Genomic DNA, 23,760 nt, shown 5'->3' with positions numbered 1-23,760 from the left:
TGTTATAGTCGCCGTCTTTACAGCGCCCGTAGCTCAGTTGGATAGAGTACTTGGCTACGAACCAAGGGGTCGTGGGTTCGAATCCTGCCGGGCGCGCCAATTCAAAAAGGGTCTCGATTGCGAGGCCCTTTTTCTTTGTGCCGGCCACTTTGTGCCGGCCGCGCCCGGGCGGCCTTCATGCGGCCATTTACTGTGGCTTGATGCCGGCCAGGGTCACCAGTTCGCGGTACTTGTCGAACTGGCCGGGCATGGCGGCTTTCATGCCTGCCGGGCCGACGATATCGATATCGATGCCGGCACTATTGCAGCGATGAACGTGCCGTACGCCGTGTCGATGGTGGCGCATGGCGTGCCCAGCGGCCCGGCCTGGCACGATGACGGCACCATGCGCAACGACACCCTGCTGGCGTTCATGCGCAAGGTGACGGTGCTGCCGCATACCGGGTTCGAAGCGGCCCTGGCCGTGGACCCGCAGGCGCGCATCGGCAAGGTCGAAGTGCGGGCGCGCGGACAGGTGCTCCAAGCGCAGCGGCATTACAGGCAGGGGTCGCCCGCCACCCCCGAAACGCGCATGACCGACGAACAGTTGCTTGCCAAGTTTCGTCACTGCGCCAGCCGGGTGCGGCCCGACACGGCCGGCCAGATCGGCTCGATGATTTTCCAGCTGGAGCGGCTGGACGACATCGGCGAGCTGGCACGACTCTGGTAGCGGGCGATGTGCGCAGCGTGCCTGAGCGGTCTGTTCGGGCTTCACGACCCCGACGCGGAAGAACCGAGCTACGAAATGTTCCATCGGTTCAAGGCCAGGCGGTCGGGCGGCCTGGGCGGGCGTGCCGCCGGCCAGAGCGACGCGCAGGCAGCCACGGCGCCGGCTCGTGCCGAACCGGCGAGGCCCCGACTGCGCTACGGCGGGCGGGGCTGGGCAGGCTACATCGACCAGGAAGGCTAGGGCGGGCGGCCCCTAGACGAAACCTATCCACCGGCCGGCCACGATGGCGGCCAGCCACAGGCCCAGCGATACGGCAGCCTGGGTGCGTACCGGCAATGTGACGGGGCCGCCCGCCAGCAGCCTGGCCCAATGGGTGCTGTGTCGCAGCCAGAGGGCGTTGGCGATGCCCGCGGCCACGATTGCCACCTTGACGAGAAACGCCGGGTTGGCCACATATTGTCGCGGCTGCACGGCGAACAACAGCAGGCCGGTGGCTACCGCCAGCAGCGCTCCCGCGGCGGCCAGCCGGGGCAGGGACGCCGCCGCATCCGCCTGCGACATCTGCCGCATGAGCCCCAGCAGGCGCAGGTCCAGCGCGGCGATGCTGCCGAACAGCAGGCCGATGGCCGCAATGTGCGCGGCGTTGACCAGCAGGTAGGCGGTATCCCAGCGACGCAGCATTGCGGCAGGCGGCAGGGCGGCCAGCCATTCCAGCATCTACTGTCCCGACGATTTGATGCGTTCGGGGTAGATGTCGTAGGTTTTGCCCTCTACCGTGATCTGTACGGCCTTCATGCGTTTTTCGTTGTGGTCTTGCGCACGGTTGCCGGTGGCGGAGACGGTGTCGCCGGGTTTGGCGGAACCTTCGACGAATCCGGCTCGGCGGGTCTGCGACGGATTGCCCAGTTCCACTCGCCATACCCCGTCGGCGGCTTTTACGTCCAGCCAGGGGTGGGGCGGCGCGATCTGCACCTGCTGGACGGTGCCTTGCAGTTGGATGGGCTCGGCATCGGCCCAGGACCAGCCGTGGTGCGCCCACGCCGAAGATGCGAGCGCCGCCGCGCACGCCAGCGCGGCCAGCGTCGGGACACAGGTTTTATTCGCCATGGATGACTCCATTGTGCAAACAGTCGGGGCTGCGCGCGCCGCCGGCAGGCGGCTGCGGGCCTGAATACTATAGCGTCGTGCCCGCGCCGCGCATAGCGCCTTGCGCGTTGCGGAATCCCGGTGTGGGTGGGGTTGCGGCATGTCGCGGATATAGTGGATTTAATCAACTAATTGCCGTATAGTTGCCGCATGCCTTTACGCAACCAGCAGGAGCCTGAATGAGTGCTGCCTATGAAACTGTGGCGCTGGACGTCGCCGGGCATGTGGCGACGTTGACGCTTAACCGCCCCGAGAACCGCAACGCATTGAGCCTGCGCATGTGCCGGGAACTCGTAGCCGCGTGTACCGCGCTGGCCGCTGACGAGCAGGTGCATGTGGTCGTGATACGCGGGGCGGGGCCGGTGTTCTGCGCCGGCGCCGACCTGAAAGAACGGCGCACCATGACGGATCAGGACATGACGGCGCGACGCGTGGCCGGCTTTGCGGCTTATGCGGCTATAGAACGCCTGCCCCAGCCGGCCATCGCGGTGGTGCATGGCGCGGCGTTCGGCTCGGGTTGCGAGATCGCCGGCGCCTGCGATTTCATCCTGGCGGCGCAGGGCACGCGGTTCTGCTATCCCGAGGTGGGGTGGGGAACAATAGGCGCGACGCAACGGCTGCCCCGGGCAGTGGGGGCGCGGATGGCCAAAGAGTTGCTGTTCACCGGGCGCAAGTTCGACGCCCGGGAAGCACGCGAGATCGGGCTGGTGAATCACGTATACCCGCCCGACGAACTGGCGGCCCAGGCCGCCGAAATGGCTGCGCACATCGCGCGCGCCACGCCGCTGACGGTACGGCTGACCAAGCGCAGCGTCGACCAGGGGCTGGCCACCACGCGCGAAGGCGCCATGGCGGTAGAGCTCCTGGCGATCGAAGAAAACCTGCGCGGCACCGACTGGAAGGGCGCGCTGGCGGGGTTTGGCGCAAAATCGGCGGGGGTGACCGATGCTGGTTGAGCCGACGACCTTGCCCGGGCAATTGGCCGAAACCGCCTTGCAGCGCGGGCAGGCCGAGGCTTTCGTGGCGCCCGACGGGCGTCAGACCTGGGCCGACATGGCGCGCGAGGCGCGCCGCGTTGCCGCAGCACTGCATGCCATGGGCGTGCGCCGTGGCGACCACGTGGGCATCTTGCTGGGCAACAGCGCGCTGTGGGTGCAGGTGTTCTATGGTTGCGCCAGCCTGGGGGCGGTGGCGGTGCCGGTCAATACGCGCTTTAAAAGCAGCGAGTTGAGTTTTTGCCTGAAGCAGGCGGATATCAGCCTGTTGATCACGGCCGATGAGTTCCTGGGCATTGATTTCCTGGAGCTGCTCCGGCAGGTGGAGCCTGCCATCGACACCGGCCTGCCGGGGCAGTCGCTGCCCGTGCTGCGCCAGCTCGTGGTCGTGGGATCGCAGCCTCCGGCCGGCGCCGTCGGCTACGCGGCGTTCATCGAGCAGGGGCAGGCTGTGCCACAGGCCGAACTGGATGCGGCGTGTGCGAGCGTGCAGCCCGACGATGTACTTCTTATTCAATTCACATCGGGCACGACGTCGTTCCCCAAGGGCGTGATGTTGACGCACGCCAACATGCTGACCAACGCGTGGGCGGCATCCAGGCGCATGGGGGTCACGCCCGAAGATCGCTACTTCAGCATACGGCCGTATTTCCACGTGGCGGGCACCACCTTGTCCATCCTGGTCAGCCTGGTCACGGGCTGCTGCCTGCTGACGCTGCCGCGCTTCGACGTGGGCCAGGCATTGCGCATGCTGGACGAGGAACGCTGTACGCTCACCTCGGGCAATGACACGATCTTCCTGATGCTGATGGGCCACCCGGACTTCGACGCCCGGCGCCTGCACCTGCGCGGCGGCTGGGCAGCGGCCGGGCCCGAGGTCATGCAGAAGATCCGCGACGTAATGGGCGTGCCGTCGATCTGCAATGCCTATGGCCAGTCGGAGGCCTCGCCCAATGTAACCATGTCTTCGTACGACGACGATTTCTCGCTGCGCGCCATGGGCTGGGCGTTTCCGCACCCCGGCATGGAGGTGCGCATTGTCGATCCAGCCACGCGAGCCCGCTTGCCCGCGGGACAACGCGGCGAGATCCAGGCCAGGGGATGGAGCGTCATGAAGGGCTACTACAACATGCCCGAAGCCACGGCGCGCGCGTTGAGCGCCGACGGCTGGCTCAGCACCGGAGACCTGGGCGAAATGGACAGCGAAGGACGGCTGCGCATGGTGGGCCGCCTGAAAGACATGTTCAGGGTGGGTGGCGAGAACGTGGCGCCCCTGGAGATCGAAGAAGTGCTGCACACGCACGCGGCCGTGCAGCTGGCGCAGGTCGTGGGGGTGCCCGATGCGCGTCTGGGCGAAGTGCCCGCCGCGTTTGTGCTGCTCAAGCCTGGCCGTGTGGCCACGCCCGACGAACTGGTCGACTGGTGCAAGGCGCGTTGCGCCAACTTCAAGGTGCCGCGCTATCTGGATGTGGTCGACAGCTTCGAGCATATCGGCATGACGGGTAGTTCCAAAGTGCAGAAAACCAAGCTGCGCGAATATGCCTTGCAGCGTTTCGGGCTGGAGCAGCCGGCATGACGCGCGACGTGATCCTTTGCGAATGCTATGCGCGCGATGGCCTGCAGCACGAGGCGCGCTTTATTGATACTTCCGTCAAGGCGGACCTGATCCAGCGGTTTGCAGCGCTGGGATTCGAGCGCATCGAGGCGACTTCGTACTCGAATCCCGCCGTCGTTCCGCAATTTGCCGACGCCAGCGAGTTGCTGGCCACGCTGCCCCGGCGCGAAGGCGTCTGGTACAAGGCCACTTGCGCCAATGTGCGGGCGGTCGAGCGTGCCCTGGCCGACCTTGACGCGGGGCACGGCGCCAACGAGATCAGCCTGCTGGTGTCGGCTAGCGAATCGCATTCACAACGCAATCTGAAGCGCACTCGCGAGGAACAATGGCGCAATGTTGCCGCCATGGCAGAGCGTGCTCACGGACGTTTTCGCATGGTGGGCACGATTTCGGTGGCGTTCGGCTGCCCCTTCGAAGGCCGGGTCGACGAAGCCACTGTGGTTGACGACGCGCGCCGCTTTGCCGAACTTGGCGTCGACGCGGTGACGCTGGGCGACACCACAGGCATGGCTGCGCCGCAGGCGGTGCAGGGCCTGTTCCGCGTGTTGCTGCGCGAATGCCCCCAACTGGCGCTGGTGGCGCATTTCCACGATACGCGCGGCACCGGCCTGGTGAATTACGTCGCGGCCCTGGAAGCCGGTGTGCGCTATTTCGACAGCGCTTTCGGCGGCGTCGGCGGCCATCCCGACAAAGTGAAATACGGCGGCGGGCATACCGGCAACGTGGCCACGGAAGACCTGGTGAGCCTGTTCGAGTCCATGGGCGTGCGCACCGGCCTGGACCTGCAGCAGTTGCTGGAAGTGTCCCGGCTCTGCCAGCAGGCGCTGGGGCGCGAGCTGCACAGCCGCGTGGCGGCCAGCGGGCTCAATCCATTGGCGCTGCGCCCATGATGACGGCCCGTCCGGCAGGGCTGCATCCTTTGTTTATGATGTGCGCGTTGGCACACGGCCGCCCGGCGTGTGCGCCCCAAGCCTGGAAACCTTCGACTATGGCCACTCGTACCGCCGCCAAGACCGTGGCGCCGCGCGCCGCCCCAAGCGGCCTGAAAGACCTGTTTTCGTATCGCCTGAACCGGCTGGCGTATGTGTCGAGCCGCATTGCCGCGGGGCTGAACCAGAGCCGCTATCAGGTGGGTCCGCGCGAATGGCGCATTGTGGCGTTGCTGGGCGCCGAGGCGCCCATGTCGTTGAATGCCCTGGCGCGCGAGTCGAATATCGACAAAAGCCAGGCCAGCCGCACAGTGTCGGAACTGATCGACAAGAAGCTGATCCGCCGCAGCGCCGATGCGCAGGACGGACGGGGCATCAGCCTGGACCTGACCGCTGCCGGCCGGCGCCTGTACCAGGAGATGTTTCCCGCGGCGGTGCAGCGTAACGAAGCCTTGCTCGAAGTGCTGAGCCCGGCCGAGCGCGAAGCGCTCGAGCGGGCGCTGGACAAGCTGACGGGACGGGCGCTCGAGATGTTTCATGAATTGAAAAGCGAGATCCCGGCCCGACGGGGTCGAAGCGCCGGACCCCGCTGAACTGACGCGCCCGCCTGCCCGGCGGCGCGTCCATATAGTTGATTTTTGCAATTAATTTGCCAATCGCAATGCCATGACGAGGATCGGATGACCGAACTGCAGATCGAGAACCAGGATGCCGTGCGCATTCTTTGCATGAATCGCCCGGATAAGCACAACGCGCTGAATACCGCGCTGACGCAGGCCTTGCTGGATGCCCTGCGCGCGGCCGACCGCGACAGCACTGTGCGCGCGGTGGTGCTGGCGGGCAATGGACGTTCATTCTGCGCCGGCGCCGACACCAGGGAGTTCGCAGGACTGACGGCGCAGCATGCCGATGCGGTATCGCGGCGCGCCGAGCTGACGACCGAGCTTCACCAGGTGTTTTCGCTGATGGGCAAACCGGTTGTTTCCGCGGTGCACGGCAATGCGCTTGGGGGCGGGGCAGGGCTGGCGCTGGCGTGCGACATGACCGTGGCGGCCGACGACATGCGTTTTGGTTATCCCGAACTGCGCCATGGCATTGTCGCCGCAGTGGTCATGGCGAACCTGGTTCGGCAGGTCGGCCGCAAGCAGGCGTTCGAACTGGTCGCCCTGGCCGAGCCTATCGACGGCGCGCGCGCGCTGGCGTTGGGCCTGGCCAACCGCGTGGTGCCGGCTGGCCAGGTGCGTGACACGGCGCTCGAACTGGCGCGCCGCATGGCGGCCTGGGACCCGGCCGCCATGAAGCTGACGAAGCGTTCGTTTCACCGGGCGGCGGACCTGGGGCTGGCCGAGGCGCTGGCGGTGGGCCGCGACGCGAACACCATCATGCGCAGCTTCGGGGGCGGAGGTGGCCAATGAAACCGCTGGACGGCGTCACCATCCTGGATCTTTCGCGCGTGCTCGCCTGCCCGTTCGCATCGATGATATTGGCCGAGCTGGGCGCCACGGTGATCAAGGTAGAGCAGCCGGGCGCGGGCGACGAAACGCGCAGTTTCGAGCCGCGCGTGCAGGGGCCCGGGGGCAGCGAATCGGCTTACTACCTGGCCTTCAACCGCAGCAAGCAGTCGATCACGGTGAACTTCCGCCACCCGGAGGGGCAGGCGCTGATTCGCAGACTGGCGGCGCAGGCGGACGTCGTCGTCGAGAACTTCCCGGTGGGCACATTGCAGAAGTATGGGCTGGACCGCGAACACATCGCACCCGATAACCCCGGCCTGATCTACTGTTCCTGCACGGGGTTCGGGCAGACCGGCCCGTATGCGCCGCGCAAGGGATATGACACCGTGTTCCAGGCAATGGGCGGCATCATGAGCCTGACGGGCGAACGAGGCGGCGGACCCGTCAAGCCCGGGCTGCCGGTGGCCGACCTGACGTCGGGCCTGTGGGTGGCCATCGGCATCCTGGCCACCCTGCTGGGGCGCGAACGTGGCGGCCCGGGATGTCATGTGGATTTCTCGATGCTCGATGGCCAGGTCGGCCTGCTGTCGCTCGCGGCGGCGCGCTTTTTCGCACTGGGAGAGGTGCCTGCGCGCATGGGCACCGAGCATCCGGGCCGGGTGCCGTCGGCAGCCTTTGAGTGCCGCGACGGGAAGTGGGTACAGATCACGGGCAGCGACCAGCATTGGAAGCCATTGTGTGAACTGCTGGGGCTGGTCGCATGGCGCGACGATCCGGAACTGGCTCGCAACGCCAACCGCGTGGCTCGGCGCGAGGAGGTCATGGCCGGGCTGGCCGAGGCCATCCGGAAAATCGACCGCGATGCGCTCTGCGCGCGCTGCGATGCCGCGGGCGTGCCGGCCGGGCCAATTCTGTCTGTAGACGAAATCTTCGCCAATGAGCATGTGCGGGCGCGCGGCATGGTCGCCGGGTACGAGCACCCCCAGCTGGGACGTTTCGGCGCGGTGCCCGTGCCCTTCAAGTTCGATGGTTACGAGCACCCCGAGACGGGCCGGCCCCCGCTGCTGGGCGAACACACCGACCACGTGCTCAGGCAACGCCTGGGTCTGGATGACTGTGACATAGCCGCCTTGCGCGAGCAAGGCGCCATATGAACGCTTGCGATACGCCGCAAGCCAGCCAATAACATCAACCAGGAGACATGAAATGCATGCACTAGGAAAATTCATTGCCGTTGCCGCGCTCACCGCCACATGCGGGACGGCCGTGGGCGCGGATGCTTACCCGTCCAAACCCATTACGCTGGTCAACCCCTACGCTGCCGGCGGGCCCGCGGATACGCTGGGGCGCGCGCTCGCGCGCGAACTGGAAACCCAGCTGGGCCAGCCCGTGGTGGTAGAGAACAAGGGCGGGGGCGGGGCATCAATAGGGTCGCAGATCGTGGCGCGCGCCCAGCCGGATGGCTACACACTGCTGTTGGGAACCGCGGCCGCGCATATCGTGACGCCGCTGATGCAGCGCACGCAATATGACGGCGTGAAAGACTTTCGTTTCATCGGCATTGTCGGCAATCAGCCGAACATGCTGGTCGTGCATCCCAAGCTGCAGGTCAAGTCCGTGCAGGAACTGATCGCATTGGCTCGCGAGAAGCCGGGGCAACTGAACTACGGCTCGGCCGGGCCGGGCAGCTCGCCGCACCTTGGCGCGGAACTGTTCCGCAAGCGGGCCGGCATCGACCTGGTGCATATCCCGTACAAGGGCGCCGCGCCGGCCATCAACGACCTGGTGGGCGGACAGGTGGACGCGGCGGTACTGAATCTGGCCGCCAGCCTGCCTTTCATTAAAGATAATCGCCTGATACCGCTGGCTTATGCGGCCCGCGAGCGCTCACCCCTGTTGCCCGACGTGCCGACCATGGCGCAAGCCGGCATCGAATCGGCCGAGTCGGCCTCGTGGTATAGCCTGGCCGCGCCTGCCGGCACGCCGGATGCGGTGATTCAGCGGTTGAATGATGCCGTCAATGCGGTGAACCAGAACGCGAAATATCGCGATCAGATGGCATCGCAAGGCGTCGAGCTGTGGAGCATGACGCCGGATGAAGCGACCGAGTTCGTACTGGAAGACCAGCGGGTGCTGACCGATCTGGTGCAGGGCGCAGGGCTGGTAAAGCAATAGCACCGCAGGCCTAGGCGCGGGCGGGTTCGACGACCCGCGCCAGCGCCTGCAACGCCTCGCTGGCCAGGTCGGCAACGACGTCGCCAGCCGGGCGCAGGGCATCGATGAGTCCTACGCTCTGGCCTGCTTCCACCTTGCCATGATCCACATCGCCGTCTTTGGCCGATTGCTTCAGGGATCGTGTGCCGAACAAGGCGTCCAGTTCGGCATCCGAGGCGCCGGCGCGCTCGAGCGCCGCATATTCCTGGGCGAACACGTTGCGCAACATGCGTACCGGCGATCGGCCGCGACCCACCAGGGTCGTGTCGGCGACGCCGGCCCAGAGTGCCGCCTGTTTGTACGCCGGATGCAGGTTGGACTCGTGAGTGAGCAGAAAGCGTGTGCCCAGCTGGGCGCCATCGGCCCCCAGGCACAGCGCGGCCGCCAGGCCGGCACCATCGGCAATGCCTCCCGCGACGGCGTATGGGATATCCACGGCGCGGGCCACGGCGCGGGCCAGCACCAGCGTGCCCACCTCGTCGGGGCCGGGATGCCCGCCCGCTTCCAGGCCCACGGCGATGACGGCATCCACGCCGGCTGCCTGCGCCTTCCGGGCATGTGCCGGGCTGGCCACGACCTGCAGCCACTTGATGCCGGCATCGTGCGCGCGCGACAGGTGCTTTTGCGGCCCCCCTTGCGAGCCGATGATTACCGGGACGCGTTCGGAGATGGCAATGTCCAGGTGTTCCTGCGCCCGCTTGTTGTACAGCGGGATGTTGACCGCGAATGGCGCGTCGGTGCCTGCGCGCACGGCGCGAATGGCAACGAGCAAGTCTTCAGGGTACATGGGGCCAGCCGCAATGGTGCCCAGGCCTCCGGCGCGCGATACCGCGAGCGGCAGCGCGGCGTTGGACGACGCCCAGCTCATGCCTCCCTGGATGATGGGGTAGCGCAGGCCGAGCAGGCGGGTCAGGCGGGTCTGGAGCATGGTGTGGGCAATCCTGTCGCGGGACATCGAGTTGCCCTATTCTTGCCGATATTGTTGATTTAATCAACTATATGGCGCGGCCATGTGCGCGCCGCTGGCTGTCGCGCAGATAGTCCTGGGGAGGCGCACCGAGGGCGCGCCGAAACATCGCCGTGAACGCGCTGGGGCTGCGGTAGCCGAGTTCGGCGGCGATGCGTGCCACGGAGTGGCCCAGCGACAGGCGGCGCAAGGCTTCGGCAAGCCGCACCTGCTGCACCCACTGGCGATAGTTCAGCCCGAGCTCGGCCTGGAACAGGCGTATCAACGTGCGGCCGCTGGCGCCCACTTCATCGCCCCAGTCATCAATGGTGCGCACGGTGCCCGGCTGCTCGAGAATGGCGCGGCAAACCGTCTGCAGGCGCCGGTCGCCGGGCCAGGGTATGCGCATCGGGATCACGGGCGCCCGGCGCAGTTCCGTCAGCAGCAAGGCGGCGATCTGCCCGCCGCGGCCATCCATGGCGTATTCCACCGGTTCGGCTGCCAGCGCCAGGATCAGTTCGCGCAGCAGGCCCGGGACTTCGATGACCTGGCAGCGGTCCCACAGTACGGCCGCGGCGTCGGCATGCACGTACAGTGTGCGCATCCGCACCGCGCCCACCATCTGGATTGCATGCGTCGCGCCGGGGGGCACCCACAGGGCCCTGAGAGGCGGCAAGGTCCAGAAGCCGTCGGGCGTGCTGACCCGCATCATGCCTTCAATCGCATACACGAGCTGGCCGCGCGGGTGGCTGTGCGGGCCGGTGTGCGCGCTGGGCAGGAAGTCCTTGGCCATGGCGGTAACCGGCCTGGGCCCGTGCTGGTAATCGTCGGCCCGGCGGCTGCGCAGAGCGTCGGCGGGCGCAGGAGAGTAACGGGGCATGAGAGGCGGGGCGACAGGAATGGCGCTTGTTATGTCATTTAAGCGACGAAGTTTGGCACTTCGGCGAGTCCAGGGCTTTATACACTGAAACAGCGCGCGCCAGGCATGCGTGCGTATTGCTGATTCCAGTGTAGTTTCCAGACCTGCGACACCATGACTGCCTCGTCCTCCACCGGCCCCGCGCCGGCTACCGCGCCGCCCGCCACAGCCTTCAAGGTACTGGGCGCCATCAGCGTGGCGCACATGATGAACGACATGATCCAGTCGATCCTGTTGGCCATCTATCCCATGCTGAAAGAGTCGTTCGATCTCAGCTTTGCCCAGATCGGCCTGATCACCTTGACCTACCAGCTGGCCGCTTCGCTGTTGCAACCCTGCGTCGGCCTTTATACCGATAAACGGCCGACGACGTACTCGCTGCCGGTGGGCATGGGTTTCACGCTGGTGGGCCTGTTGTTGCTCGCTTACGCGCCGTCGCTGCCTTACCTGCTGGTCGCCGCCGCGCTGGTGGGCACGGGCTCGTCGGTGTTCCACCCCGAATCTTCGCGCGTGGCGCGCATGGCATCGGGCGGCCGGCACGGGCTGGCGCAGTCGCTGTTCCAGGTCGGCGGCAATGTCGGGTCCGCCCTGGGGCCGTTGCTGGCGGCGCTGGTCATCATTCCCCACGGGCAGGCCAGCGTGGCCTGGTTTTCGCTGGCGGCGCTGTTCGGGATGATTGTGCTGATCGGCATCGGCCGCTGGTATGGCGCCAACCGTGCGCTGCTCAAGCCCAAGGCCCGCGCGGCCAGCGGCGCCGATGCGCCGGGTCGCCGCAAGGTCATGTTCGCGCTGGCCATACTGGGGGTGCTGATTTTCTCCAAGTATTTTTACCTGGCCAGCCTGAACAGCTATTTCACCTTTTACCTGATCGACAAATTCGATCTTTCGGTGCGCTCGGCGCAGCTGTATTTGTTCCTGTTCCTGGCCGCGGTGGCGTTCGGCACGGTGGCAGGGGGGCCGGTGGGCGACCGCATCGGCCGCAAAATCGTGATCTGGGTGTCCATACTGGGCGTTGCGCCATTCACGCTGATGCTGCCGCACGCCAATTTGTTCTGGACCGGCGTACTGGTGGTGATCATCGGCGTGGTGCTGGCCTCGGCATTTTCGGCCATTGTGGTGTATGCCCAGGAGCTGGTGCCGAACAACGTCGGCATGATCGCGGGCCTGTTCTTCGGCTTTGCGTTCGGCATGGGCGGACTGGGGGCGGCCGCGCTGGGCAAGCTGGCCGACATGACCGACATCGCGTTCGTCTACGAGGTGTGTGCGTACCTGCCCCTGCTGGGCCTGGTGGCCTTTCTGCTGCCCGATATCGAACGCAAGGCGCCCCGCGCCGTCCGTGTGCCGTTAGGGCCGCAATTAGGGCGCGCCGATACTCCGCTGGACAAATAAACTGATTCCGTTATAATTTCGCCTCTTTACCAGCGCCCGTAGCTCAGTTGGATAGAGTACTTGGCTACGAACCAAGGGGTCGTGGGTTCGAATCCTGCCGGGCGCGCCAATTCAAAAAGGGGTCTCCATTGCGAGGCCCTTTTTCTTTGCGCCAGCGGCGGTTGCGCCGTCAGTGTTGCAGCACCGTTTCAACAACGGTACGTACCGAGTTGGCAATGAAACATTGTTCGTGGGCCTGGTGGTGCAGCGCATGGTCGGTGGCGGCATCGGGCGCCGCGCCGCGATAAAGCACGCGCGGGCGCAGGGTGACGCGGCTGACGTACAGGCGGCCCTGCTCGTTTTTTTCCATGACGCCCGTGGCGCGGTCGTCGTAGCCGTCGATCACATAGCCTTGCCTGGCCGCTATGGCCAGGAACACCAGCATGTGGCAGCTCGACAGCGAGGCCACATAGGCTTCCTCCGGATCCACGAAGGCGGGTTCGGAATAGGGCAGCGGCACGATGTGCGGCGACGACGATGCCGCGACTTGCGCACCGCCGTCAAAGCGCCACGTGTGGGCGCGGCTGTACCGCTGGTCCGAGAACGCTTCGTGCGGCTGGCGTTTCCACGAAATAGTCGCTTCGATTTCCATCATGGGCCCTGTGGTGGGGTTCAGGCGCGGTTGCGCGTGTAGATTTCGGAGTAGCCCAGCTTGATGACTTCGGTGATCTGGTCCTGACGGCGTCCGATGTGCGATTCGAGCAGGTTGACCAGCGCCGCTTCGTCGCGCGCACGCAAGGCCTCGATGATGCCGACGTGCTCGGCCTGCGTATAGGGCCGCCTGCCGTTGCGCATGTCGATCCACCGCACATACTGGATGCGCGCGTTGATGTTGGCCAGCGCGCGCACGTACTCCTCGTTGTGCGTCAGGCGGGCCAGGCCCATGTGGAAGTCTTCGTCCAGCGCCAGCAGCTGGGCCGAATCGGCATCGTCGGGCATCGAGGTGTCGCGCTGTGTCGCGGCGGCCAGCGCCTCGATCTCGGCGTCGGTGGCGCGTCTGCAAGCCAGGCGCGCAATGGCGGTTTCGATGCCCAGTCGGTATTCGTACAGGTCGAACACTTGCTTGGCGTCCAGCGGGCGGCTGGTGAAGCCCTTGTTCGCGGTGCGCTCGAGGAAGCCTTCGACCATGAGCTGATTCAGTACTTCGCGCAAAGGGGTGCGGCTGACCTCGAGCTGCTTGGACAGCTCGATTTCGTTGATGCGCTCGCCCGGCTTGAACTCGTAGGTGGCTGCCATGTTCTTGATGCGCTCATAGATGGCAGAAGAGCTCAGCGACGTGCGTTTTCGCGGTGCCGCTGTCGCCTCGTCGGCGGAAGCGGTCAAGGCATGCTTGCCTGCCTGGGTCATTGTCTCGTCCGATAATGTGTATACCGGACTGTATTATATCCAGGCGGGCGTGCACGGCGCCAAACCGGGCGAAAGGGCAGGACGTCATCGGTTCAGCTTCCAGTTGCGCGTTTCGGGCAGCAGGAAGATGGTCACGGCGATGGATATCGCGGCGATGACGATGGGGTAATAGAGGCCAGCGTAGATATTGCCCGTGGTGGTAGAGATCAGCGTGGCAAAGTACAGGGCGAAGCCGCCGAAGTACCCGGTTCCGATATGGTATGCCATGGACATGCTGGAGTAGCGGACCTTGGTGGGAAAGAGCTCCACCAGATAAGCGCCGTTGGGGCCATAGACCACGCACCCTATGACCACCAGCAGCCAGATCAGCGCCACGACCATGGGGCGGTTGATTTCGTCGGCCTTGGCCTGGGCCGGATACCCGGCCTGTGACAGGGCGCGGGCCACTGCGGCGGTGTCGGCGCCATCCGCATTGATGCCTGCCACTCGCACCGTGGCGCCAGGCTGGTCGGACGGCGTCAGGGTATAGGGCACGCCGGCGCTGTTGAGCTGCTCGCGGGCCCGTTCGCAGGCGTTTTCGGGGCCCGAAAACAAGCGCAGCCGGCATTCCGAAGATTCCAGTGTTACCGGGGCCGTCGCGATGGCGCGTTCGAGCGCCGGATTGGCATAGTGGGTAAGGCCCTTGAATATGGGTATCACCGCCAGCACGCCGACGATAAAGCCGCACACAATCACCGGCTTGCGGCCCCAGCGATCCGCCATCCAGCCCGCCAGGACGAAGAAGGGCGTGCCGAGCAGCAATGCTACCGAAACCAGCATGTACGCTGTGGTGGGCTCGACCTTGAGCCATTTCATCAGGAAGATCAGCGCGAAAAACTGGCCCGTGTACCACAGCACGGTTACACCGGCGACGGTGCCGAACAGTGCGAGCAGCACGTACTTCAGGTTGGCCCAGTTCCCGAACGCGTCGCGTATGGGTTGTCGTGATGTCTTGCCTTCCGCCTTCATCTGCAAGAACACCGGCGACTCATTCAGCTTCGCGCGTATGTAGATGGATACGCCGAGCAGCACGACCGAAAACAGGAATGGTATGCGCCAGCCCCAGGCGTTGAATTGTTCGGCAGTGGTGGCGTAGCGCGTCAGCGTGACGACCAGCAGCGACAACAGAAAGCCCACGGTCGCGGTGGCCTGGATCCAGCTAGTGTGCTGGCCGCGCTTGCCGTCTTCGGCATGCTCGGCGACGTAAGTGGCCGCGCCGCCATACTCGCCGCCCAGGGCCAGCCCCTGGATGCAACGCAGCAGCACCAGCAGGGCTGGCGCCCAGGCTCCTGCAGTGGCATATGTGGGCAGCAGTCCCACGCCTATTGTGGCGATGCCCATCATCACGATCGTGATCAGGAAGGTGTACTTGCGCCCCACCAGGTCCCCCAGGCGGCCGAACACCAGCGATCCGAACGGCCGCAGCACCAGCCCGACCCCGAACGTGGCCAGACTGGCCAGGAAAGCGGCTGTCTGGCCCATGCTGGGCGGAAAGAACAGTGGCGCCAGCACGGCCGCCAACGCGCCATAGACAAAGAAGTCGTACCACTCGAAGGCGGTGCCTAGCGATGCGCCCCAGATCACCTTGCGCATTTCCCTGGAGCGCAAAGGCCTGGTGGTCGAGGTGTCGTTTAATGAGCCGGCCAGCGTTTCCATGATTTCCCCTGTTTATGGTGTTGGACGTGGCATCAGGCAGGCATCAGGCCGCGTGCATAGTCGGCCAGGCTGCTGTCGTCGATTTCCTGCAGCACGTAGGGCGCCGGATTCATGATGTAGGCGTTCTTGTGCTTGCGCGTGACCTTGCCGGTAGGCCGGTTGCCGTCGCGGCTGTAGGCAAAGTAAAGATTGCGGCGTCCTTGCTGCGAGCGGTTTTCTTTCGAGCTGTGTACAAGGTTGCCGCAGAACAGCACTACCGTGCCGGCCGGAAAGGTGCATTCGTACACGGGTATGTGCGAGAAATGCGTTTCCATGTATTCATCGGGGACAATGTGCAGGGGATAGCTGGTGGTCGTTGTGTCGTAGAAGGGATCGATGAGGCCGTGCTTGTGCGAACCGGGTATGAAACGCAGCGGGCCGTTGTCGGGCGTGGAATCGTCAAGCGTGATCAGCACCGTGAGCATGTCGCGATGCCCCCCGTATGGCAGGCCGTCATGCACCCAGCTTGCATAGTCCTGGTGCCACTGGAAGATGTCGCCTGTGCCGGCTGCCTTGTAGTTCAGCCGCGACTGGTGTAAATAGACCTGCCCCAGCAATTGCTTGATTGCGCCCAACACGCGGGGCAGGCGGTAGACGCGGGCGCACGCCTCTGAATCGAGCTCGACGGCCCAGGCGGCGCGTACGGTCGTGCCGTCTTTTTCGAGCACGTTCGCATCGGGGTGGCCGCGCTGGTCGCTGCGCAGCACGATGGCGTCTTCCTGCAGGGCGCGCAGTTCCAGCGGAGTGAGCAGGTCCCGCAGGACCAGGAACCCGTTCTCGTCGTAGGAATGGATTTGTTCGGGGGTCAGCATGGCTAGTGTCCTCATCAAGGTAAGAAAGGAAAGTCGGCGACTGCCGTACAGGCCAGGCGATTACAAGGCTCCAATCGTGATTTGCTTGGTTTCCAGGAATTCATCGATGCCGTGGTGCGCGCCCTCCCGCCCGATCCCCGACTGCTTTACGCCGCCGATGGGCACCGCTTCGGACGAGATCACGGCTTCGTTCACGCCCACCGCGCCCAGTTCCAGGCGCTCCGCCATGCGCAGGGCGCGCGCCAGGTCGCGTGTGTAGAAATATCCCGCAAGGCCGTAGCTGGAGTCGTTGGCCAGCGCCAGAGCTTCTTCTTCGGTATCGAAAGCCAGCAACGGCGCGACGGGCCCGAAGGTTTCTTCGTGGCAGATGCGCATGCGCGGCGTGACATCGAGCAATACCGTAGGCTGGAAGAACAGGCCTCCCCGTGCATCTGGCTTGCCGCCCAAGACGGCGCGGGCGCCGTGCGCAAGTGCGTCGGCCACATGCCGCTGCACTTTCTGCACCGCCTGGTGATTGATCAGCGGGCCCTGGGTGACGCCGGGCTCGGTACCCGGCCCGACCTTCAGGTTTCGCACCCGCTCTACCAGCTTGGCCGCGAAGGCCTCATAGACCGAACGCTGCACCAGGATGCGGTTGGCGCATGTGCAGGTCTGGCCCATGTTGCGGAACTTGCTGGCCAGCGCGCCGTCGGCGGCGCGGTCCAGGTCGGCATCGTCAAACACAATCAGCGGCGCATTGCCGCCGAGTTCCAGGCTGACCTTGAGCACGTTATCGGCGGCCAGGCGCATCAGGGTCTTGCCGGTCTGCGTAGAGCCGGTAAATGACAACTTGCGCACGCGGCTGTCTTCCAATAGCGCCCGGCCCACTTCGGCCACGTTGTCACGCGTGCACAGCACCAGGTTGATCACGCCGTCCGGAATGCCGGCGCGTTGCGCCAGAACGCACAGTGCGATGGCCGATAGGGGAGTTTCTTCGGAGGGTTTGAGCACGATGCTGCAGCCAGCCGCCAGTGCCGGCGCGCACTTGCGCGTGATCATGGCGCTTGGAAAGTTCCATGGCGTGATGGCCACGACGACTCCTACCGGCTGCCGCAATGTCAGCACCCGCCGGTCGGCACTGTAGGTTTGCAATACCTCGCCATGGACGCGCTTGGCTTCTTCGGCATACCACGCCACGAAGCTGGCCCCGAACATTACTTCGCCGCGCGCTTCCGCCAGGGGCTTGCCCTGTTCGCGCGTCATCAGCAAAGCCAGATCGTCCGCATGCGCAATTATCTGGGCATGCCAGGCCATCAGCAATGCCGCCCGTTCCCGGGCCGGCAACGCCGCCCAGCCAGCCTGGGCCGCGCTGGCGCCGCGAACCGCCTCGCGAGCATCGCCGACCGAGCTCGCGGCCAACGTGGCCAGCCGTTGCCCCGTGGCAGGGTCTGTGACGGGCAGGCAGGCGTGCGCCGCGGCCGATCCCCATTGGCCATTTATGAATCCACCCTGTTGCAGCAGGTAGGAATGCTGGAGTTGCCCGGCCAGCGGCGCATGGGCCGGATCGGCGGGGCAGGCGGTCAGGGTCGTCATTGGGTGCTCTCCCATTGCTACGGCAATTAAACTGCATCACGTGCTGAATAATATTCTGTGTACAGTTTGGGCGAATCCGGAGAAACCCGTATAACGCACCGGTGCGAGCCCCGGTTTTCAACGGGGGCGAGGGGTCAGAGACCGGGAATGGGGCGCGCGCGCCACCGTGGCGGCGACGTAAAAAAGGGCGCACGGTGTGCGCCCTGGGCAGATAGAGTGGCCGGCCCCGCCCAAAGGCGGGCGGGCCTGGAACTTCAGAATCGATACGCGGCGCTGAGCGTCACGGTGCGGCGCTGCCCGTAGAAGCAGTCGCCACGGCGCAGGCAAGTGACCTCGTAGGTACGGTCGGCGATGTTGTTGACGTTCAGCGCGTAGCGCCACGCGCCGCTGTCATAGGCCAGCATCGCATCAAACAGCGTCACCGAAGGTGTTTCGGGCGCGCCGCCGTCGGTGAATGCGCCCAGGTAGCGTACGCCCGCTCCGGCCGAGAAGCCCGACATGCCTGCCACGTTGAACCGGTACTTGCCCCAGAGAGACGCCATGTGCTTGGGCACTCCTTCCAGCGCCGGATCGATATCGGTATAGATGTAGTTGGCGATCACGTCCATCTGCTTGGTGACGCGGCCGCGCAGTTCAAGTTCGACGCCGCGCGTCTTGGTCTTGCCGGTCTGGACCTGGTTGTTCGGATTGGAAGGGTCGGGCACCTGGCGGTTTTTCTCGCGCAGGTCGTAGATGGCGGCGGTGGCTTCCAGATCGCGGTTGGGTGGCATGTATTTCAGCCCCAGTTCCCATTGCTTGCCGCGCATGGGCTTCCAGCGATTGCTGTTCACGTCCGTGCCGGCAATGGGCGTGAATGACTCGCTGTAGCTGATATAGGGCGACAGGCCGTTATCCGCGGCATAGAGCAGGCCGAACCGCTTGGTGGTGGCATTGTCGGTTTCGCGGTCGCTGCCTTCAAGATCGTTGCGGGCACGATCGTGGCGGACGCCCGCCAGGAATATCCAGTTCCGGTAGCGGATCTGGTCCTGCGCGTAGAAGCCCAGCTGCTCTTGCTTGTTCTTGGGCGTGTCGGTGGTCTGGTAGTCGGGAATGTTGCCGTAGACGGGATGGTAGACGTTCAACGGGCTGCCCACGCCGGATGCCGTTTCGCCAGTTTCGCGATAGCGGCTGTAGTCGGCGCCGAACAACAGCGTATGTTCCGTGGCGCCCCAGTTAAGCTTGCCTTCCAGGTTCTGGTCGGCCAGCATCGTGCGCATGCGCGGCTTGTTGACGTAGAAATAGCGATTGAGCACCTGCTGGCGCGGGTCGATGTACGGCGCTTCGGGGTTCGAATAAGCATCCGGATACATCGACTTGTAGTCGACCTTGCTGATGGTGTTGCGGAAGTTCTGGCGAAACGTCCAGCGATCGTTGAAATGGTGTTCGAACAGCCAGCCCAGGCTGAATTGCTCGGTGTCATAGGCGTCGAAACCCGGCTCGCTGGTGAATCGGCGGGTGGGGATCTGGCCGTTCGGGTTGTAGCTGACCGTGCCGCTCCAGGGCAGGAACGATTGCGTAGTGCCGGCCTTGTCTTTCTGGAAATAGCCTTGCAGGGTCAGCGATGTGGCCGCGCTGGGTTGCCAGGTAAGCGAAGGGGCAAGCAGCAGGCGATCGTCGGGGGCGTGCTGCACCTGGGTGTCGCTGTTGCGGGCGACGGCCACCACGCGATACAGCCATTGCCCGTCTTCCGTCACCGGGCCGGTAAGGTCGGCATGGATTTCCTTGCGGTTATGGTTGCCCAGGACGACGCCTATCTCGCGTTGCGCTTCGGGCTGCGGGCGCTTGCTGACCAGGTTGAGCACCCCGCCCGTACTTCCCTGGCCATACAGCATCGAAGACGGCCCGCGCAGCACTTCGACGCGTTCCAACGCATAGACTTCAGTGCGCGGGTTGTTGTAGTTGAAGAACTGGCGCAGGCCGTCCATATACTGCACGGGCTCCACGCCCCGCACGCGGACATAGTCGGCGCGGTTGTCCACGCCGTAGGCGTTGGGCCGCACACCCGCCGCGTAATTGAGGGTGTCCTGTACGTTCTGCGCACCCTGGTCCACGATCTGGTCGCGCGGGATGACGGTAATGGCCTGCGGGGTTTCGCGCAAAGGCGTGTCCGTTTTCGTGCCGGTGGCGCTGCGCCGCACCACGTACCCGGCCACCGGACTCGTGGCGGTTTCCTGGGTGCCGGTCACCTGCACCGCCGGCAGCGTGGCCGTGGTGTCTGCGGCGGCGTTCTGGGCATGGGCTCCGGGGGCGGCCAGTCCCGCCACCATGGCAATGGCGCAGGCCCGTGCGAGGCGTGCGCTAGCGGCGCGCGATCGAGTCTTCAATATATTCCCCTGCGTAATGACGATAATGGTTGCAAGAATAAGAACTATTCTTGATAGCGGGGAATTATATAGAGGAGTCTGGCCGGGGTCACGCCCCCCAAAAGCGCATGGGCGGCGCCGGGACCTCCATGGATCGGGTCAGGGTGCGGGCGCGGCCGGCGGTGTTCTTAACGCCCGCCGCAGGATCTTGCCCACGGGCGTGCGCGGCAGGTCGTTGCAGAATTCGACGTGGCGCGGAACTTTGTAGCCGGTGAGGTGCTGGCGGCAGTGGGCGATAAGCTCGGCGGCCTCCAGCGTCGGGTCGCGCCGGATAACAAAGAGTTTGACGGCTTCGCCGGACTTCGCGTCGGGCACGCCGACGGCGGCCACTTCGCGTACGCCCGGGTGCAGGGCGGCGGCGTCCTCGACTTCGTTGGGATAGACATTGAAGCCTGAGACCAGGATCAGGTCTTTCTTTCGATCGACCAGGAACACGTAGCCGCGCTCGTCCATGTAGCCCAGGTCGCCGGTGCGCAGAAAGCCGTCGGGGTGGAGCACCTGCGCGGTTTCGTCGGGGCGGTTCCAGTAGCCGGCCATGACTTGGGGGCCGCGCACGCAAAGTTCGCCCGTTTCGCCCTGGGAAACTTCGCGGCCTTCATCGTCGCGCACAGACAGTTCGGTGGAGGGCACGGGCAGGCCGATCGAGCCGGTAAACGTTTCCACATCGAGCGGATTGAGCGTGACCGCCGGCGCGGTCTCGGTCAGGCCATAGGCCTGGGCCAGCGATACGCCGGTTACTTCGCGCCAGCGCTGTGCAACGGCTCGTTGTACGGCCATGCCGCCGCCCAGCGTCAGCCGCAGCCGCGAAAAATCCAGCCTGGCGAAATCCGGGTGGTTCAGCAGCGCGTTGAACAGTGTGTTGACACCCGTGATGGCGCTGAAAGGCGTGCCGCGCAACGCCCGGATGAAGGCCGGCATGTCGCGCGGATCGGCGATCAACAGGTTGCGCGCGCCCAACTTGAGAAAGGTGAGGCAGTTCGCCGTAAGCGCAAACACGTGATAGAGCGGCAATGCCGTGACGATGCATTCTTCGCCTTCGCGCACCAGGCCGTGGATCCAGGCATGAGCCTGGCTCAGGTTGGCCAGCATGTTGCCGTGCGTAAGCACCGCGCCCTTGGCCACGCCGGTGGTGCCGCCGGTGTACTGCAAAAAGGCAGGATCGGAAGGGGTGAGCGCCGGGGTGCGCAATGGCCTGCCGCGTCCCTGGCTGAGCGCCACGCGCAGGCGTGTCGCTTGCGGCAGTTGCCAGGCCGGCACCTTGCGCTTGACGTAGCGCACTGCGAAATCGACGGCGCGGCCCTTCAGGGGGCCCAGCAGCTCGCCCACCGAGGTAACGACGATATGCCGCAATGCCGTGTCGGGCAGGGCGCGCTGCAACGTGCGCGCGAAGTTTTCAGAGATGACGATGGCCTGGGCCCCGGCATCCGCGAGCTGGTGGGCCAGCTCGTGAGCGGTGTACAGGGGGTTGCAGTTGACGACCACGCAGCCTGCCCGCAGGGCGCCGAACAGGCATACGGGGTATTGCAGCAGGTTGGGCAGCATCAGTGCGACGCGGTCGCCGGCTTTCAGGCCCCGGTATTGCAGCCACGCGGCAAAGTCGCGCGACCACCGGTCGAGCTGTGCATAGGTGATGGTAACGCCCAGGCTGGTGTAGGCCGGGCGCCGGGCAAAGCGCGCGCAACTGTCGTGAAAGATGTCCAGCAGCGAGTCGTAGCGGGAAATGTCGATCTCGGCGGGCACGCCGGGCGGATAGCTCTTGAGCCAGATGCGTTCCATGTCGGTAATGCTCGCGGGTTCAGGCGTCGGCGCGGGCGCCGCGAACCTTGGTTTTATAGAACTGCTTGTCGGCGATATACACGGTGCGTTCCACCTCGGCATAGACCGCGCCGTGGCGATCTTTCAGTTCGACGATATATACGCGGGTCGTCTCGCGCCGCTCGGCGAGTTCGTGACGGATGGCGGCGATGTCGGCCGGATCGAGGCGAAAGTCGGCGTACAGCGTCGTGTATGCCGGCTTGCGGTAGCGTATGGTGGCCGCCTTGTCCCAGACAATGGCGTCGGCGCCCAATGCGGCCATGAGCAGGGTGGGGTGCGCGCCATCGGTAATGGCGAACAATGAGCCGCCATACATCGAACCGACGATATTGCGGGTGCGCCGAGCCAGCCGCAGGCGCACGCGCAGGTGCAGAAAGTCGGGCGACACGTGAGTGACGCGCCCGCCCGTGGCGCGGAACGCCGGGTGCAGATTGAAGCCTGCGCGCATCAGGCGGGCGCGCCATGCCGGCGGCAGGCGCTTTAGCCAATAGGGCTTCACGGCCGCAGGCGCTACAGCGCCTCGAAGATGCCGGCCGCGCCCATGCCGGTGCCCACGCACATCGTGACCATGCCGTATTTGCCGCCGGTGCGGCGCAGACCATGCACCAGCGTGGCGGTACGGATGGCGCCGGTGGCCCCCAACGGGTGGCCGAGTGCGATCGCGCCGCCCAGCGGGTTGATCCTGGCCGGGTCCAGATCCAGGTCGCGGATGACGGCCAGCGACTGGGCGGCAAAGGCTTCGTTCAGTTCGATCCAGTCGAGATCTTGCTGGCGGATGCCACTGGCGGCCAGGGCCCTGGGGATGGCCACTTTGGGCCCTATGCCCATGATCTGCGGCGGCACGCCGGCCACCGAGAAGCCCACGAAACGCGCCAGCGGCGAGAGGTTCAGTTCTTTCAGCACGCGCTCGGATACCAGCAGGACGGCGCCGGCGCCGTCGGACATCTGCGAGCTGTTGCCGGCAGTAACCGACCCGCGCGCGGCGAATACCGGCTTGAGCCGGGCCAGCGCCTCGGCGGTGGTGTCGGGGCGCGGGCCTTCGTCGTGTTCGCACAGGTTTTCCACTCGCCGCACCGCGCCGCCTTCGCCCGGTACATGGCTGATGGTGCGGTAAGGCGTGGTTTCGTCGCGAAAGTGCCCGGCCGCGATGGCTGCGCAGGCCTTCTGGTGCGAAGCCAGGGCAAACGCGTCCTGGTCTTCGCGCGAGATCTTCCATTGGGCGGCGACTTTCTCGCCGGTCAGGCCCATGCCGTAGGCCATTCCTATGTTATCGTCGCTGGCGAAAATGCGGGGGTTGAGCGCGACCTTGTTGCCCATGATCTGCGGCATGGCGCTCATGGATTCGGTGCCCGCGGCGATGACGACGTCGGCCGAGCCCAGCCGGATGCGGGCGGCGGCGTCGGCCACGGCCTGCAGGCCGGATGCGCAGAAGCGGTTCAGCGTGACGCCGGGCACGGTGTCGGGCAACCCGGCCAGCAGCAGGCTCATGCGCGCCACGTTCATGCCTTGTTCGGCCTCGGGCATGGCGCAGCCCGCGATCACGTCTTCGATGCGCGCCGGGTCGAGCGCGGGCGCCTGCGCCAGTACGGCACGCAGTGCGGCGGCCAGCATGTCGTCCGGACGCGTGGTTCTGTACATGCCGTTGCGCTTGCCAACCGGCAAACGGGTGGCGGCCACGATATAGGCGTCTTGGATCTGTCGGTTCATCGCGATTCCTTCAAGC

The 23,760-nt window shown here is 65.4% G+C and carries 23 protein-coding genes and 2 tRNA genes; 12 read left to right on the top strand and 13 right to left on the bottom strand.

The genetic code is table 11. The features are described from left to right. The first annotated feature begins 22 nt into the window (after window positions 1-22). The 3 genes from CAL19_RS12320 to CAL19_RS19695 all read left to right on the top strand — a co-directional run bounded on the left by CAL19_RS12320 (window position 23) and on the right by CAL19_RS19695 (window position 949). A tRNA-Arg gene (locus CAL19_RS12320) sits at window positions 23-99 on the top strand. A 52-nt stretch (window positions 100-151) separates the two neighbouring features. Continuing rightward, window positions 152-709, top strand: a complete 558-nt coding sequence (locus tag CAL19_RS12315) for an MmgE/PrpD family protein (protein ID WP_094796912.1) — start codon at window positions 152-154, stop codon at window positions 707-709. 75 nt (window positions 710-784) lie between these two features. Then, a complete protein-coding gene (locus CAL19_RS19695) occupies window positions 785-949 on the top strand; it encodes a hypothetical protein (RefSeq protein ID WP_155807736.1) in 165 nt (54 codons plus the stop codon). A gap of 12 nt (window positions 950-961) precedes the next feature. On the opposite strand, the gene CAL19_RS12305 is transcribed toward CAL19_RS19695, so the two are convergent. Both CAL19_RS12305 and CAL19_RS12300 read right to left on the bottom strand, forming a co-directional pair. After that, on the bottom strand, window positions 962-1,426 hold the full coding sequence (locus tag CAL19_RS12305) for a hypothetical protein (protein ID WP_026640159.1): 465 nt from the start codon (window positions 1,424-1,426) through the stop codon (window positions 962-964). After that, window positions 1,427-1,816: a DUF6152 family protein gene (locus CAL19_RS12300; RefSeq protein ID WP_038852411.1), complete on the bottom strand. Its 390-nt coding sequence runs from the start codon at window positions 1,814-1,816 to the stop codon at window positions 1,427-1,429. Between the two features lie 218 nt (window positions 1,817-2,034). Between CAL19_RS12300 and CAL19_RS12295 the strand changes: the two genes are divergently transcribed. From CAL19_RS12295 to CAL19_RS12265, 7 genes are all read left to right on the top strand, one after another. After that, window positions 2,035-2,811, top strand: coding sequence for an enoyl-CoA hydratase/isomerase family protein (locus tag CAL19_RS12295; protein ID WP_026640161.1), 777 nt, complete (start codon window positions 2,035-2,037; stop codon window positions 2,809-2,811). Continuing rightward, window positions 2,801-4,426 carry an AMP-binding protein gene (locus CAL19_RS12290; protein ID WP_026640162.1) on the top strand — a complete coding sequence of 542 codons (1,626 nt, stop codon included), beginning with the start codon at window positions 2,801-2,803 and terminating at the stop codon, window positions 4,424-4,426. Before CAL19_RS12295 ends, CAL19_RS12290 begins: the two co-directional genes overlap by 11 nt. Next, a complete protein-coding gene (locus CAL19_RS12285) occupies window positions 4,423-5,355 on the top strand; it encodes a hydroxymethylglutaryl-CoA lyase (RefSeq protein WP_094796911.1) in 933 nt (310 codons plus the stop codon). Before CAL19_RS12290 ends, CAL19_RS12285 begins: the two co-directional genes overlap by 4 nt. Before the next feature lie 98 nt (window positions 5,356-5,453). Continuing rightward, window positions 5,454-5,987 carry a MarR family winged helix-turn-helix transcriptional regulator gene (locus tag CAL19_RS12280; protein WP_051423805.1) on the top strand — a complete coding sequence of 178 codons (534 nt, stop codon included), beginning with the start codon at window positions 5,454-5,456 and terminating at the stop codon, window positions 5,985-5,987. An 87-nt stretch (window positions 5,988-6,074) separates the two neighbouring features. After that, a complete protein-coding gene (locus CAL19_RS12275) occupies window positions 6,075-6,809 on the top strand; it encodes an enoyl-CoA hydratase/isomerase family protein (protein ID WP_094796910.1) in 735 nt (244 codons plus the stop codon). After that, window positions 6,806-8,002 carry a CaiB/BaiF CoA transferase family protein gene (locus tag CAL19_RS12270; RefSeq protein ID WP_026640166.1) on the top strand — a complete coding sequence of 399 codons (1,197 nt, stop codon included), beginning with the start codon at window positions 6,806-6,808 and terminating at the stop codon, window positions 8,000-8,002. Before CAL19_RS12275 ends, CAL19_RS12270 begins: the two co-directional genes overlap by 4 nt. A gap of 52 nt (window positions 8,003-8,054) precedes the next feature. Further along, window positions 8,055-9,023: a Bug family tripartite tricarboxylate transporter substrate binding protein gene (locus CAL19_RS12265; protein ID WP_038852413.1), complete on the top strand. Its 969-nt coding sequence runs from the start codon at window positions 8,055-8,057 to the stop codon at window positions 9,021-9,023. A gap of 10 nt (window positions 9,024-9,033) precedes the next feature. Here CAL19_RS12265 and CAL19_RS12260 read toward each other — a convergent pair whose 3' ends face one another. Together CAL19_RS12260 and CAL19_RS12255 are read right to left on the bottom strand one after the other, a co-directional pair. Continuing rightward, window positions 9,034-9,990: an NAD(P)H-dependent flavin oxidoreductase gene (locus CAL19_RS12260; protein ID WP_094797163.1), complete on the bottom strand. Its 957-nt coding sequence runs from the start codon at window positions 9,988-9,990 to the stop codon at window positions 9,034-9,036. 67 nt (window positions 9,991-10,057) lie between these two features. Further along, window positions 10,058-10,888 carry an AraC family transcriptional regulator gene (locus CAL19_RS12255; RefSeq protein WP_026640169.1) on the bottom strand — a complete coding sequence of 277 codons (831 nt, stop codon included), beginning with the start codon at window positions 10,886-10,888 and terminating at the stop codon, window positions 10,058-10,060. A 153-nt stretch (window positions 10,889-11,041) separates the two neighbouring features. Between CAL19_RS12255 and CAL19_RS12250 the strand changes: the two genes are divergently transcribed. Continuing rightward, window positions 11,042-12,316 (top strand): MFS transporter, encoded by a 1,275-nt coding sequence (locus tag CAL19_RS12250; RefSeq protein WP_094796909.1) that lies wholly within the window; start codon window positions 11,042-11,044, stop codon window positions 12,314-12,316. 32 nt (window positions 12,317-12,348) lie between these two features. Continuing rightward, a tRNA-Arg gene (locus CAL19_RS12245) sits at window positions 12,349-12,425 on the top strand. 60 nt (window positions 12,426-12,485) lie between these two features. Here CAL19_RS12245 and CAL19_RS12240 read toward each other — a convergent pair. The 9 genes from CAL19_RS12240 to CAL19_RS12200 form a co-directional block, all read right to left on the bottom strand. Further along, window positions 12,486-12,950 carry an OsmC family protein gene (locus CAL19_RS12240; RefSeq protein WP_094796908.1) on the bottom strand — a complete coding sequence of 155 codons (465 nt, stop codon included), beginning with the start codon at window positions 12,948-12,950 and terminating at the stop codon, window positions 12,486-12,488. Window positions 12,951-12,967: 17 nt separating this feature from the next. Continuing rightward, entirely contained in the window at window positions 12,968-13,702 is a 735-nt protein-coding gene (locus CAL19_RS12235) for a GntR family transcriptional regulator (RefSeq protein ID WP_094796907.1), read from the bottom strand. An 84-nt stretch (window positions 13,703-13,786) separates the two neighbouring features. Continuing rightward, complete coding sequence (locus CAL19_RS12230) at window positions 13,787-15,397, bottom strand: MFS transporter (protein ID WP_026640172.1); 1,611 nt, start codon at window positions 15,395-15,397, stop codon at window positions 13,787-13,789. A 32-nt stretch (window positions 15,398-15,429) separates the two neighbouring features. Further along, window positions 15,430-16,248 (bottom strand): phytanoyl-CoA dioxygenase family protein, encoded by an 819-nt coding sequence (locus CAL19_RS12225; protein WP_026640173.1) that lies wholly within the window; start codon window positions 16,246-16,248, stop codon window positions 15,430-15,432. Window positions 16,249-16,308: 60 nt separating this feature from the next. Beyond that, window positions 16,309-17,820, bottom strand: coding sequence for an NAD-dependent succinate-semialdehyde dehydrogenase (locus CAL19_RS12220; protein WP_094796906.1), 1,512 nt, complete (start codon window positions 17,818-17,820; stop codon window positions 16,309-16,311). A gap of 254 nt (window positions 17,821-18,074) precedes the next feature. Beyond that, window positions 18,075-20,126: a TonB-dependent siderophore receptor gene (locus CAL19_RS12215; protein ID WP_094796905.1), complete on the bottom strand. Its 2,052-nt coding sequence runs from the start codon at window positions 20,124-20,126 to the stop codon at window positions 18,075-18,077. A gap of 195 nt (window positions 20,127-20,321) precedes the next feature. After that, window positions 20,322-21,998, bottom strand: a complete 1,677-nt coding sequence (locus tag CAL19_RS12210) for an AMP-binding protein (protein WP_094796904.1) — start codon at window positions 21,996-21,998, stop codon at window positions 20,322-20,324. A 19-nt stretch (window positions 21,999-22,017) separates the two neighbouring features. Then, window positions 22,018-22,536: a DUF4442 domain-containing protein gene (locus tag CAL19_RS12205; protein ID WP_026640177.1), complete on the bottom strand. Its 519-nt coding sequence runs from the start codon at window positions 22,534-22,536 to the stop codon at window positions 22,018-22,020. A gap of 11 nt (window positions 22,537-22,547) precedes the next feature. Continuing rightward, on the bottom strand, window positions 22,548-23,744 hold the full coding sequence (locus CAL19_RS12200; protein ID WP_026640178.1) for an acetyl-CoA C-acyltransferase: 1,197 nt from the start codon (window positions 23,742-23,744) through the stop codon (window positions 22,548-22,550). Window positions 23,745-23,760: the final 16 nt, after the last annotated feature.

The sequence above is a fragment of the Bordetella genomosp. 7 genome, from assembly GCF_002261265.1.
Classification (GTDB): domain Bacteria; phylum Pseudomonadota; class Gammaproteobacteria; order Burkholderiales; family Burkholderiaceae_B; genus Bordetella_A.
Note: the sequence above shows the minus strand (reverse complement) of the source record. Positions and strands in the feature narration are given on the sequence as shown.

Coding starts and splice junctions, on each gene's coding strand:
- CAL19_RS12285 (WP_094796911.1), top strand. CDS start 4,423: ATGACGCGCGACGTGATCCTTTGCGAATGCTATGCGCGCGATGGCCTG.
- CAL19_RS12220 (WP_094796906.1), bottom strand. CDS start 17,820: ATGACGACCCTGACCGCCTGCCCCGCCGATCCGGCCCATGCGCCGCTG.
- CAL19_RS12300 (WP_038852411.1), bottom strand. CDS start 1,816: ATGGCGAATAAAACCTGTGTCCCGACGCTGGCCGCGCTGGCGTGCGCG.
- CAL19_RS12280 (WP_051423805.1), top strand. CDS start 5,454: ATGGCCACTCGTACCGCCGCCAAGACCGTGGCGCCGCGCGCCGCCCCA.
- CAL19_RS12225 (WP_026640173.1), bottom strand. CDS start 16,248: ATGCTGACCCCCGAACAAATCCATTCCTACGACGAGAACGGGTTCCTG.
- CAL19_RS12275 (WP_094796910.1), top strand. CDS start 6,075: ATGACCGAACTGCAGATCGAGAACCAGGATGCCGTGCGCATTCTTTGC.
- CAL19_RS12290 (WP_026640162.1), top strand. CDS start 2,801: ATGCTGGTTGAGCCGACGACCTTGCCCGGGCAATTGGCCGAAACCGCC.
- CAL19_RS12240 (WP_094796908.1), bottom strand. CDS start 12,950: ATGATGGAAATCGAAGCGACTATTTCGTGGAAACGCCAGCCGCACGAA.
- CAL19_RS12305 (WP_026640159.1), bottom strand. CDS start 1,426: ATGCTGGAATGGCTGGCCGCCCTGCCGCCTGCCGCAATGCTGCGTCGC.
- CAL19_RS12235 (WP_094796907.1), bottom strand. CDS start 13,702: ATGACCCAGGCAGGCAAGCATGCCTTGACCGCTTCCGCCGACGAGGCG.
- CAL19_RS12255 (WP_026640169.1), bottom strand. CDS start 10,888: ATGCCCCGTTACTCTCCTGCGCCCGCCGACGCTCTGCGCAGCCGCCGG.
- CAL19_RS12295 (WP_026640161.1), top strand. CDS start 2,035: ATGAGTGCTGCCTATGAAACTGTGGCGCTGGACGTCGCCGGGCATGTG.
- CAL19_RS12250 (WP_094796909.1), top strand. CDS start 11,042: ATGACTGCCTCGTCCTCCACCGGCCCCGCGCCGGCTACCGCGCCGCCC.
- CAL19_RS12230 (WP_026640172.1), bottom strand. CDS start 15,397: ATGGAAACGCTGGCCGGCTCATTAAACGACACCTCGACCACCAGGCCT.
- CAL19_RS12215 (WP_094796905.1), bottom strand. CDS start 20,126: ATGGTGGCGGGACTGGCCGCCCCCGGAGCCCATGCCCAGAACGCCGCC.
- CAL19_RS12200 (WP_026640178.1), bottom strand. CDS start 23,744: ATGAACCGACAGATCCAAGACGCCTATATCGTGGCCGCCACCCGTTTG.
- CAL19_RS12210 (WP_094796904.1), bottom strand. CDS start 21,998: ATGGAACGCATCTGGCTCAAGAGCTATCCGCCCGGCGTGCCCGCCGAG.
- CAL19_RS19695 (WP_155807736.1), top strand. CDS start 785: ATGTTCCATCGGTTCAAGGCCAGGCGGTCGGGCGGCCTGGGCGGGCGT.
- CAL19_RS12260 (WP_094797163.1), bottom strand. CDS start 9,990: ATGCTCCAGACCCGCCTGACCCGCCTGCTCGGCCTGCGCTACCCCATC.
- CAL19_RS12265 (WP_038852413.1), top strand. CDS start 8,055: ATGCATGCACTAGGAAAATTCATTGCCGTTGCCGCGCTCACCGCCACA.
- CAL19_RS12270 (WP_026640166.1), top strand. CDS start 6,806: ATGAAACCGCTGGACGGCGTCACCATCCTGGATCTTTCGCGCGTGCTC.